An 11,618-nucleotide genomic window follows, 5' to 3' on the forward strand; every position below is an offset into this window, starting at 1 on the left:
CCGCAGCACAACACCCGGATGCAGATGCGCCGCCAACGCATACCCTTCCTGCCTTGACCCCGGTTCATGGCACAAGGCAAAAGGCGCCACTGCCAGCGGTTCGGTCACCACCGTAAACCCCAGCGTCTCAGGCGGGTCTCCTGCGTGGGTGTCGTGATTCCCCCGCACCAGCATGCAATGCACACGCGATGGCATCGCGCGGCGCCAGTCGTGCAGGGCCAGCAGTACGGCCGCAGTCCGCGCCGCGCGGGCGTGGAGGAAATCCCCCAGAAACACGAAGTCTCGCGCCGGGTAGCGGCGAGCAAGGTCGAGCAGGCGCGCAAGGTTGTCGGCGGTGGTGCCGTGCGGCACCGGTTGGCCCCAGGCGCGGAATGCTGCCGCCTTGCCGATATGGATGTCGGCGGCCATCAGCATGGCAGCGCGGGGCCACCAGATGGCGTGTTCGGGCAGCAGCCAGAGCGTTTCGCCGGCCACCTCGATCACCTGCGCTCCGGCTTCATCAGGTGTCATAGCAGCGGCAACGGTTTCGATGGTTTGCGGGCGCGCCTCGGCTTGCGCGGGCCGCCCGATTTCGCGTGGTCGGCCATGCCGAAGCGTGCCACCTCGGCCACCTGTTCGGCATTGAGTGCCGCCTCATCATCAGCGCCAGCCTCCTCCCTCGATGCGGCGTGCTCCAGATCGGCCAGCATGCGCGCGATGCGATCGGCCAGTTTCTCCGTGCTCAGTTTCTCGCGCAGGAACTCGACGATCAGCGGGAAGGACAGCGGCGATGGCCGTTTCAACGTGCGCAGGTCGAGTTGAAGGCCGGCCATCCGGGCCAGTGTGTCGGCCAACCGGTGTGCGTGCAGTTCCTGCATCAGCACCTCGTGTTCGGCCTGCCCCAGCAGCAGGTTGCCGGGATCATGCTTGCGGAAAACCTCGTAGAACAGGCTCGACGATGCCTGCAACTGCCGCGCGCTGTGGTGTGCCCCCGGATAGCCCTGGAAGATCAGACCCGACACGCGCGCAATCTCGCGGAAGCGGCGCAGCGACAGTTCACCGGCATTGAGACTGCCCATCACATCGGCGGCAAGATCGCGCTGGCGTTCCTCGGCCAGCACCTCGGGCAGCCACCGCGACCAGTCGAGCGGCGCCGAGGCCAGCAGTTCCAGTCCATAGTCGTTGACCGCCACCGAGAACGTGGCCGGCACCTTCTGCCCGAGCCGCCAGGCCAGCAGGCTGCCAAGCCCCAGGTGCACCGAGCGGCCAGCGAACGGGTAGAGGAACAGATGCCACCCTTCGCGCGAATGAAGGGTTTCGGCCAGCAGCGTGTCGGGCGACGGCAGCGCGGACCAGCGCGCCTGCAATGCCACGAGCGGGGCGATCAGCGGGAGTTCGGGTGTGGTGGCGGGATCGAGCCGGCCAGCCTGCACCGCATCGAGCGTGGCCACCACCGCCTCTGCCAGTTCGGTGGAGAGCGGCATCTTGCTGCCGTTCCAGCGCGGCACGGTCGGGCGCTTGCCCGTGGCGCGGCGCACATAGGCGGTCATCTCCTGCACACGAACCAGTTCGAGCAGACGACCGCCAAACAGGAAGCAGTCGCCCGGCGTCAGCCGCGCGATGAAGCCCTCTTCCACCGTGCCCAGCGAAGATCCGCCACCGCCCGCCCGCGTCCAGAACCGCACCTGCATGGTGGCATCGCTGACGATGGTGCCGACGCTCATGCGATGGCGTCGCGCCAGCCGCGTATCGGGTACCCGCCACGTGCCGGTCTCGTCGGGCTGGGCGCGCCGATAGTCGGGATAGGCAGCCAGCGTGGGACCGCCCTGCCGCACGAAGTCCAGGCACCAGCGCCATTCGTCGTCGGTCATGTGGCGATAGGCCCAGGTGCTGCGCACCTCGTCGCGCAAATCGTCAGCCTGAAAACCGCCGCCGAGTGCCACGGTCACCAGATGCTGCACCAACACGTCGAGCGGCTTGTCGGGCGACTCCCGCGCCTCCATCTTGCCCGCCTGGATGGCATGGCGCGCCGCCACGGCTTCCACCAGTTCCAGGCTATGCGTGGGCACCACCGTCACGCGCGATGCGCGGCCCGGCGCGTGGCCGGAGCGCCCTGCCCGCTGCAGCAATCGCGCCACGCCTTTCGGGGAGCCGATCTGCAGCACGCGCTCCACGGGCAGGAAATCCACGCCGAGGTCGAGGCTCGACGTGCAGACCACCGCGCGCAGCGCACCATTCTTGAGATTGACCTCGACCCACTCCCGCACCGCGCGATCCAGCGAACCATGATGCAGCGCGATCTGGCCGGCCCAGTCGGGCCGCGCGTCGAGGATGGCCTGATACCAGAGCTCGGATTGCGAGCGCGTGTTCAGGAACACCAGCGATGTGCTGCTCGATTCGAGTTCGCGCAGCACATGCGGCAGCATCGACAGGCCGAGGTGCCCCGCCCACGGAAACCGGCTCGCAGCATCGGGCAGCAGCGTATCGACGATCAGCGTCTTGGGTGTATGGCCATGGACGATCACGCGACGCTCAGGCGGCACCCCGGCCAGCAACACATCGCGCGCATGGTCGAGATTGCCGAGCGTGGCGGACAGGCCCCAGATACGCAGGTCAGGCTGCCAGCGATGCAGCCGCGCCAGTGCCAGTTGCACCTGCACGCCACGCTTGCTGCCGATCAGTTCATGCCACTCGTCGACCACCACCAGCTTCACGCGCCCCAGCGCCTCGCGCGCATCGGCACGCGTCAGTAGCAGCGACAGGCTCTCCGGGGTGGTCACCAGCGCCGTGGGCAGGCGCCGCGCCTGGGCTGCGCGCTCGGTGCTGCCGGTGTCGCCCGTGCGCAGCGCCACGGCCCAGTCGAGGCCGAGTTCGGCCAGCGGCGCCTGCAAGGCGCGTGCGGTATCTGCGGCCAGCGCGCGCATCGGCGTGAGCCAGAGCACGGTCAATGGTGGCGTTGGCGCATTCGCACGCGTGGGCGGCGCGGCAAACGCCAATAGCGCGCCGAGCCACGCCGCATAGGTCTTGCCCGTGCCGGTGGTGGCATGCAGCAGGCCGCTCTGCCCTTTGCCGATGGCGTTCCACACCGCGCGCTGGAAATCGAAGGGCTGCCAGTGCCGCGCGGCGAACAGCGCCGGCAGCGATTCCGCCACGGACGGGGCCTGCAGGAACGGGGCGTTCTCGCCCTTCATGCCGGTTCCTTGACGCTCGCCGGCGGGAGCATGGCCTCCAGCGTGGCAAGGGTGTCGGCTTCCTCGATGGGCTTGTCCGTCCGCCAGCGCAGCATGCGTGGGAAGCGCACCGCGATCCCACTCTTGTGGCGCCCGCTGCGGCCGATGCCCTCGAAGCCCAGTTCGAATACCTGCGTGGGCGTGACGCTGCGCACCGGGCCGAACGATTCCACGGTGGTGCGACGCACGATCGCATCGACCGCGCGCATCTCCTCGTCGGTCAATCCCGAATACGCCTTGGCGAACGGCACCAGCGCGCGGTCGGGTGTGCCGGGCGGCGCGTTCCAGACCGCAAACGTGAAATCGGTATAGAGGCTGGCGCGCCGGCCGTGACCGCGCTGGGCGTAGATCAGCACGGCATCCACGGCGTACGGGTCGATCTTCCATTTCCACCACAGGCCCACGTCCTTGGTGCGTCCTGCGCCGTAGGCCGCGTCCATCGCCTTGAGCATGAAACCTTCCACGCCGAGGTCGCGTGACGCATCGCGCAGCCGGGCAAAGTGCGCCCAGTCATCGGCCTCCACCTGCGGACTCAGTTCCAGCGCCGGATGCACGTGATCGGCTACCACGCGCGCCAGTTGCGCGCGGCGTTGGGCCTGCGGACGGGTACGCCAATCCTCGCCCCGCCATTCGAGCAGGTCGTAGGCCATCAGGATGGCCGGGGCATCGCGCAGCAGCCTGGCGCCCACCGTCTTGCGTCCGATTCGTTGCTGCAGCAGCGCGAACGGCTGCACACGGCCATCGATCCAGATCACGATCTCGCCGTCGAGCACCGTGCCGTCGGGCAGCGATTGCGCCACCGCGGCCAGTTCGGGAAAGCGCTCGGTGATCAGTTCCTCGCCGCGCGACCAGAGCCAGGTCTGGCCGTCACGCCGCACCAGTTGGGCGCGGATGCCATCCCACTTCCATTCCACCTGCCAGCGGGATGGCGCGCCCAGCAAGGTGTCGAACTCCTCGACCGGCGCCTGCAGCGGATGCGCGAGAAAGAACGGGTAGGGCTGGCCGCCACGCGTGACCGCACTACCCTCGCCTTCGGCAGGATCGACGAGTGCGAGGAAGCGGTCTGGCGTCGGTTTCTGTGAGATATCGGTGTAGCCGACCATGCGCTCGGCCACGCGCTTGGGGTCGATGCCAGCCACCTCGCCCAGCGCACGCGTGACCAGCAGCTTCGATACCCCGACGCGGAAGCTGCCCGTGATCAGCTTGAACAGGACGAGCCGTTCGCGTGCATCGAGCGGCGGCCAGAGCGCGTCTAGCGCCGCCGTCAGCACCTCGGGCGACTGGCCGCGCAACGGTAGCAGGCGCCGCTCCACCCATTCGGCCAGCCCGGCATCATCCGCTTGTGCGCCCTCGGGCAACAGCAAGGCGATGGTCTCGGCCAGATCGCCCACGGCCTGGTAGCTTTCCTCGAAAAGCCATTCCGGCAGCCCAGCGGCGCGCTGCGCCAGTTCGCGCAGGGCCGATACCGGGACGATCTGTCGCGGCTTGCCGCCCGACAGAAAATACGCGGCCCACGCGGCATCCTCCGGTGGCGCGTGGCGGAAGTATTCGCCCAGCGCGGCCAGCTTCGCCTTGTTCGATGTGGTGCCGTCGAGCGCACTGTAGAGATCGGCAAAGGCTTTCATGCGCTGGCCTCCACAGCACTGCCGGGCTGCGCATCGCTCGGATCTTCCACGTCATCCACATCGCCAAACTCGGTCTTGAACGCCTGGGCGTCCAGCCCCTGCTCGGACAGGTATCGCACCATCACCGGCACGTTGCCATGCGTGACGATCACGCGCTGCGCGCCGGTGGCGTCAATGGCCTGCAGCAGGCCCGGCCAGTCGGCGTGGTCCGACAGCGCGAAACCGCGATCCACGCCGCGCCGGCGGCGGGTGCCGCGCAGTTGCATCCAGCCGCTGGCAAAGGCATCCGCCGCTTCCGCCCCAAAGCGACGCAGCCACGTGGACCGTTGCGCGGACGGCGGCGCCACCACAAGCGCCCGCTGCAAGGCCGGACCGCGGGCAGGCAGGTCGGACACGATCATCGTCGGCGCCAGCTGCACCCCGGCCTCGGCATAGGCGCGATTCAGGCCGGTCATCGCGCCATGGACGATGATCGGCCCCGGCATCGCCAGATCGGTGCCGGCGTGGCGCAACAATCCGTGCAGGACGCGCTGCGCCTTGCCGAACGCGTAGCAGTACAGCACGCTGGCGCGGCCCGCTTCGGCGTTGAGCTGCCACCATCGGAACATCTCGGCCATCAGCACGGGCTGGGACTGCCAGCGGTAGATGGGCAGCCCGAAGGTGCTTTCGGTGATGAAGGTGTCGCAGCGCACCGGCTCGAAGGGCGCACAGGTGCCGTCGTCCTCCACCTTGTAGTCGCCCGAGGCCACCCAGACCTGCCCGCCGTGTTCGAGCCGCACCTGCGCGGAACCGAGCACATGACCCGCCGGATGCAGGCTCAGCGTGACCCCGTGATGGGTAATGCGCTCGCCGTAAGGCAGCGTATCCAGCGTGATGCCGGGCAGCCGCGCCAGCAGCACGCCGCGCCCCGGCTCGGCGCAGAGGTAGTGTTCGTGCCCAAAGCGGGCATGGTCGGAATGGGCGTGCGTGATGACGGCGCGCGACACAGGCCGCCAAGGATCGATATAGAAGTCGCCGGGCGGGCAGTACAGGCCTTCCGGCCTGGCAACGATCAGATCCGACGGCATGTCATCCGGCCTCGGCCCTGGCAGGCGTCTGGCTCTGCTCGGCACGCCGCGCCTTGGCCTGACCCCGTATGTTCAGCACTGCCAGCGCGAACTGAAGCACCACCAGCGCCCATCCTCCCGTATGCAGCCCCCACGCTACCCACAGTGCATTGCTGGCCAGGAATATCCAGAAACCGGCCTTGCGGCGCCCGGCGCTTGCCGATCCCACCAGCCAGGTGGCCAGCACAGTGATGACCATCGCTGGCCATTGCAGGGCATCCAGCCAGTCCATCGTTGTCTCCACAGTTCCCGAGTTGGCCCGAGTTGGCCCCATGGATCAAGACTAGGCTTCTGTGCCTGTACCGTCAGCCGTGCCGCTTCCCGTTCCGGTGTCGGTGGTTTCTCACACGGAATGTGTTGTTTCTGCGGCACATCATGCCGCAATGCCGATTTCAGTTGCGGCGTCAATCAGCGGGCCGCCGATAGTGTGAACTATCAATCCCTCCTAGAATCGTTTTTGTTTGATGTGCGCACCTTCCTGCGCCCCCCTTTCACCCCATCACGAAAGACGCCCCATGCGCCGAGAAAACCAGCGACTAGCCGACCTCCTGCGGGACGACCAGGCCAACCTCCTGAGCGGCTGGGCCGCGGAGTATCACAAGTACGCCGAAGGCCGCGGGCTGACCCGTGATTTGCAGGCGCAACAGACATCGATCCTGCGCGAGCTGGAAGCCGGCATCCGGGCCGACGGCAATGCCGACAATTTCAACGATCCGGCCTGGCGTGTCCTGCGCGAGGTGCTGGCGCAGCTCTCCAACGAACGCGCGGCCCAGGGCGAGACCGCCGACGTGACCAGCGGCTTCGTGCTGGCGCTCAAGCGCCCGATCTTCGACGGCCTGCAACGCCAGACCGGTGGTGCGATAGAAGGCCAGATCGACGTGATCTGGCTGACCTCGGCCGTGGTGGACCGCATGGCGCAGTGGACAGTCGCCAATTACCAGAAGACGCGCGAGGACATCATCGTGCGTCAGCAGCACGAACTGATGGAACTGTCCACGCCAGTCATCAAGCTGTGGGACGGCGTGCTGGCCGTGCCGCTGATCGGCACGCTGGACAGCAGCCGGGCGCAGATGGTGATGGAATCGCTGCTCGAACGACTGGTGGAAACCGGCTCGGAACTGGCGATCATCGACATCACCGGCGTGCCCACCGTGGATACGCTCGTGGCGCAGCACCTGATGAAGACCGTCACGGCCATCCGCCTGATGGGTGCCGAGAGCATCATCAGCGGCATCCGGCCGCAAATTGCGCAGACCATCGTCCACCTGGGCATCGACTTGCAGGGCATCGTCACCAAGTCCACGCTGGCCGACGCGCTGCGCACGGCCATGCGCATGACCGGCCACACGGTAGCCCGGGCCGCCAGCTAAGCCGGCCGCATACAAAGATCGGGAAGAGATCGACATGGAACGCATTCCAATCCTGCGGATGGGCAAGCACCTGCTTGTGACCATCCAGATCGACATGCAGGACCAGACCGCGCTGCAGTTGCAGGAAGACCTGGCCACGATGGTGGACAAATCCGGCGCCAATGGCGTGCTGATCGACGTCTCCGCGCTGGAAATGGTGGATTCCTTCATCGGCCGCATGCTGGTCAGCATCTCCGACATCGGCCGGCTGCTGGGCGCCACCACCGTGGTAGTGGGCATCCGCCCGGCGGTGGCCATCACGCTGGTGGAACTGGGCCTGTCCCTGGGCGGCGTGAAAACAGCGCTGAACGTGGAGCGCGGCATGGCCCTGCTCGACGCCAACCGGACAATCTGACGTGGCGACCGAACTGGCCCCCACCGGCAGCGCACCGATTCGCGACGAGCGCGACATCGTGCAGGCCCGCGCCCTGGTGCGCACCCTCACCGCCCAGCTGAAGTTCTCGCTGGTGGAGCAGACTAAGATGATTACGGCGGCCAGCGAACTGGCGCGCAACACGATGGTGTACGGCCGGGGCGGCGAAATGCGCTGGGAAATCGTGGCCGAAGGCATCCGGCGCGGCTTGCGGCTGCATTTCGAGGATCAGGGCCCGGGCATTCCGGATGTGGAGCAGGCGCTGGTGGATGGCTGGACCACGGGCAGCGGACTCGGCATGGGCCTGTCCGGCACCAAACGGCTGGTGAACGATTTCGCCATCCGCACGAAAGTTGGCGAGGGAACCTGTGTCAGTATCACTCGGTGGAAGTAAGCATCACGGCCCACACCGTGCGGTGCCGATGGGCGATCCGAGCCGCGTGGGCGAGGCGCGGCGGTACGTGGCCGATCTGGCCACGCGGCTGGACTTCGACGCCATCCAGCGCGGCCGGCTGGCGGTAGCCGTCAACGAACTCGGCAACAACCTGCTGCGCCACGCCACCAACGGCCGGCTGCTCATGGCCGCGCGCGACATCAACGGCGGCATTGCCATCGAGTTGATGTCGATCGACGATGGTCCCGGCATGGCGGACCTGCAGACGTGCATGCGCGATGGCTACTCTACGGCAGGCAGCGCGGGCGAGGGCCTGGGCGCCGTGCAGCGCCTGGCCGACGATTTCGACGTACACACGCGTGCTGGCGACGGCACGCTGATCCTGGCCCGCTTTTATCGCAGCCGCGACGCGGCGGGCAACGCCGTGCGGCCCCGCAAGGGGTTCACGGTCGGCGCCGTCTGCGTGCCTGCACCCGGCGAGCAGGTCAGCGGCGACGGCTGGGAAGTGGCGCTGCTCGACTCTCACGCCGACGTGGTGATGGCCGATGGTCTGGGCCACGGTCCGGACGCCGCCGATGCCGCCGACGCCGCGCTGGCGGTGTTCGACGCCGCACAGGGCGCGATGCCCGGCGTGTACGTGGATCGCGCCCATGTTGCGCTGCGCGGCACCCGTGGGGCCGCTGTGGGTGCCCTGCGGCTCGATGCCGAAGCCAACCGCATCCGGTTTGCCGGGGCGGGCAACATCATGGGCCGGGTAATCTCGGGCCTCGCGGACCGCACGCTGGTCACGCAGAGCGGCACCGCCGGCCTGCAGGTGCGGAGCGTGCAGGAGCAGGAAATCGAATGGCCATTGCATGCGCTGGTGATCCTGCACTCGGATGGCATCCAGTCACGCTGGCAACTGGGGGACCCGAGCCTGCTGCAGCGCGACCCGGCCATCGTGGCCGCCTTCATCTTCTGGAAATTCGGCCGCGGCCGCGACGACGCCACGGTCGTGGTGGTGCGACGCACCGAAGCCTGACATCGAGCGATTCCTCATGAGCAGCTCCCCTCCCACCTCCGCCGCGCCGTCCCAAGACCTTGCCGCCCTGCGTGAAGCGCTCGACGCCCGTACGCAGGAAGTGGAGGCGCTGCGCGCCGAAATCGAGGAAACCAATCGCGGCGTGCTGGCGCTGTACTCCGAACTCGACATGCAGGCCGACCAGTTGCGGCAGGCCACCGAACTCAAGAGCCGCTTCCTGGCGTACATGAGCCACGAGTTCCGCACGCCGATCGTCTCGATCCAGAGCATCACGCGCCTGCTGATCGACCGCGTGGACGGGCCGCTCACGCCCGAGCAGGAGAAGCAGGTCATGTTTGTGCGCGACACTGCGGCCGAGTTCGCGGAGATGGTCAACGACCTGCTCGACCTGGCGCGGCTGGAAGCAGGCCGCGTGGACGTGTCGCCGGCCTGGTTCGACATGGTGGCCCTGTTCGACGCGCTGCGCGGCATGTTCAAACCTGTGCTGACCAATCCAGAGGTGTCGCTGATCTTCGAGGAACCGCACGGCGTGCCCAAGCTGTTCAACGATGACCGCAAGCTCTCGCAGATCCTGCGCAACTACATCTCCAATGCGCTGAAATTCACGCCCAGCGGCGAGGTGCGCGTGGCGGCGCACTACGACGATGAGAACTCCATCACCTTCTCCGTGCGCGATACCGGCATCGGCATCCCGCCCGAATCGCACGGCGAAGTCTTTCAGGATTTCGTGCAGATCGACTCCCCGCTGCAGCGGCGCTATCGCGGCTCGGGTCTCGGGCTGGCGCTATCCAAGCGGCTGGCCGAACTGCTGGGCGGCCGTGTCGGCTTCGAGAGCGAAGTGGGTGTGGGTTCGCGCTTCTACGTGACCGTGCCGGCGACCCTGCCGGGCACGGCTGGCATGTCTTCCGGAGATGGCCATGGCGGGTGAAATCCTGGCGCCGGTGCCCCACCCCAACCACGATGGCACGCCCCCGCGGGTGCTGGTGGTGGACGACAACCCCGTTACGCGGTATGCCACGGTACGCGTGCTCAGCGCGGCGGGTTTCCAGACCATCGAGGCCGAGAGCGGACAGGAGGCGCTGCAGCGCGCCGACACCAGCGTGTCTGCCGTGGTGCTCGACGTCAATCTGCCCGATATCGACGGCTTCCAGGTCTGCCGCACGCTGCGCAGCCGGCCGGAGACGGCCACTGTGCCGGTGGTCCACCTGTCCGCCACCTATGTAGCCGACTACGACAAGGTGCGCGGGCTCGATGCCGGCGCCAGCGCCTACCTGATCCATCCAGCCGAACCGGCCGTGCTGGTGGCCACGATTTCCTCGCTGCTGCGCGCCAGCGCAGCCGAGCGCTCGATGCGCGAAAACGAGGCCCGCTTCCGCGCCATCTACCATCAGGCTATCGGCGGCATCTGCACGCTGGACCTGGCCGGCCGCTTCGTGGATGTGAATCCGGCGCTGCTCGGCATGCTCCAGCGCCCCGAGCCCGAACTGCTGGGCCAGCCTGTAGCCGCCTTCGCTCCGCTGGAATGGCGCGACAAGGTGGCCGAGGCCACCGGCTATTCGCAGCAGGACGGCTGGCAGGGCACGTTCCCGCTACAGGATGCCCATGGCGAGACCATGCACCTGGAATGGAGCATCTCGGCGGTGCTGGAGAACGGCGTCAAGGTGGCCGTGGTGTCGAACATTACGGACCACATCAACCTGGAGCGCCAGCGCCAGCAGTTGATCGAGCGCGAGCAGGCCGCGCGTGCGGCCGTGGAGCGGCTTAACCGGATGAAGGACGATTTCATCGCCATCCTGTCGCACGAACTGCGCAACCCGCTGAACGTGATCTCGGTCTGGACGCACGTGCTGTCGCGACATGTGGAGTCCGAGGAAGGCCGGCGCGGACTGGCGGCGGTGGAGCGCAATATCGCCATCCAGCGGCGGCTGGTGGCGGACCTCGTCGATGTATCGATGCTCAACGTCGGCAAGATGAAGCTGGAGCGCGAACGCGTGAATCCTGCCGAGGTGGTGCGCGCCGCGCTGGACAGCATGCAGACGCAGGCCGAGGAGCGTCACGTGAAGCTGGCGGCAGAACTCGCACCCAGGCTCGCCCCGGTGGCGTGGCTCGATGCCGCGCGCTTCCAGCAGATCCTCTGGAACCTGGTGTCGAACGCCATCAAGTTCTCGCCCGAGGGCGAGACCGTGCGCATCGTCGCCACGTCCGACAGCGACTACCTGCACGTCAGCGTGATCGACCGAGGACGCGGCATTCCCACCGATTTCCTGCCGCTGCTGTTCGACCGATTCACCCAGAGCGAGGACGCCAACCGCCGCAAGCACGGCGGGCTGGGCCTCGGCCTGGCCATCGTCAAGCACCTGTCCGAGATGCACGGCGGCACGGTGCGCGCGGCAAGTGCCGGTCCAGGGCTGGGTTCGACATTCGAGGTGCTGATTCCGCTCGACGATCCGTCCCGCGCCGATGATGCCGGCACCCGCCCAC

Annotated in this window: 11 protein-coding genes; 6 read left to right on the forward strand and 5 right to left on the reverse strand. The window is 67.6% G+C overall.

The window, feature by feature from the left end; genetic code table 11:
• The 5 genes from pdeM to FFS21_RS30715 all read right to left on the reverse strand — a co-directional run.
• Positions 1 to 510 (reverse strand): ligase-associated DNA damage response endonuclease PdeM (gene pdeM / locus FFS21_RS30695; protein ID WP_137928442.1); only part of this gene is annotated, 510 nt, incomplete at its 3' end.
• Positions 507 to 3,170: a ligase-associated DNA damage response DEXH box helicase gene (locus FFS21_RS30700; RefSeq protein ID WP_171020531.1), complete on the reverse strand. Its 2,664-nt coding sequence runs from the start codon at positions 3,168 to 3,170 to the stop codon at positions 507 to 509. The genes FFS21_RS30700 and pdeM, both read right to left, overlap by 4 nt.
• Positions 3,167 to 4,834, reverse strand: coding sequence for an ATP-dependent DNA ligase (locus tag FFS21_RS30705; RefSeq protein ID WP_137928443.1), 1,668 nt, complete (start codon positions 4,832 to 4,834; stop codon positions 3,167 to 3,169). The genes FFS21_RS30700 and FFS21_RS30705 overlap by 4 nt, the downstream gene beginning before the upstream one ends.
• Positions 4,831 to 5,901, reverse strand: a complete 1,071-nt coding sequence (locus FFS21_RS30710) for a ligase-associated DNA damage response exonuclease (protein ID WP_137928444.1) — start codon at positions 5,899 to 5,901, stop codon at positions 4,831 to 4,833. Before FFS21_RS30710 ends, FFS21_RS30705 begins: the two co-directional genes overlap by 4 nt.
• 1 nt (position 5,902) lies before the next feature.
• Positions 5,903 to 6,172 (reverse strand): hypothetical protein, encoded by a 270-nt coding sequence (locus FFS21_RS30715; RefSeq protein WP_137928445.1) that lies wholly within the window; start codon positions 6,170 to 6,172, stop codon positions 5,903 to 5,905.
• A gap of 283 nt (positions 6,173 to 6,455) precedes the next feature.
• Between FFS21_RS30715 and FFS21_RS30720 the strand changes: the two genes are divergently transcribed.
• From FFS21_RS30720 to FFS21_RS30745, 6 genes are all read left to right on the forward strand, one after another.
• Complete coding sequence (locus tag FFS21_RS30720; protein ID WP_137928446.1) at positions 6,456 to 7,310, forward strand: STAS domain-containing protein; 855 nt, start codon at positions 6,456 to 6,458, stop codon at positions 7,308 to 7,310.
• Between the two features lie 34 nt (positions 7,311 to 7,344).
• Positions 7,345 to 7,704 (forward strand): STAS domain-containing protein, encoded by a 360-nt coding sequence (locus FFS21_RS30725; protein WP_137928447.1) that lies wholly within the window; start codon positions 7,345 to 7,347, stop codon positions 7,702 to 7,704.
• 1 nt (position 7,705) lies between these two features.
• On the forward strand, positions 7,706 to 8,116 hold the full coding sequence (locus FFS21_RS30730) for an anti-sigma regulatory factor (protein WP_249359759.1): 411 nt from the start codon (positions 7,706 to 7,708) through the stop codon (positions 8,114 to 8,116).
• Entirely contained in the window at positions 8,091 to 9,137 is a 1,047-nt protein-coding gene (locus FFS21_RS30735; RefSeq protein WP_249359760.1) for an ATP-binding protein, read from the forward strand. The genes FFS21_RS30730 and FFS21_RS30735 overlap by 26 nt, the downstream gene beginning before the upstream one ends.
• 16 nt (positions 9,138 to 9,153) lie before the next feature.
• The gene (locus FFS21_RS30740) at positions 9,154 to 10,065 is read left to right on the forward strand and encodes an ATP-binding protein (RefSeq protein WP_137928448.1); all 912 of its coding nucleotides are present in this window, start codon (positions 9,154 to 9,156) and stop codon (positions 10,063 to 10,065) included.
• Positions 10,055 to 11,618: sensor histidine kinase (locus FFS21_RS30745; protein WP_171020532.1), on the forward strand; the 1,564-nt coding region annotated here is incomplete at its 3' end. The genes FFS21_RS30740 and FFS21_RS30745, both read left to right, overlap by 11 nt.

The organism is Cupriavidus sp. 2SB, from assembly GCF_005503625.1.
Classification (GTDB): domain Bacteria; phylum Pseudomonadota; class Gammaproteobacteria; order Burkholderiales; family Burkholderiaceae; genus Cupriavidus.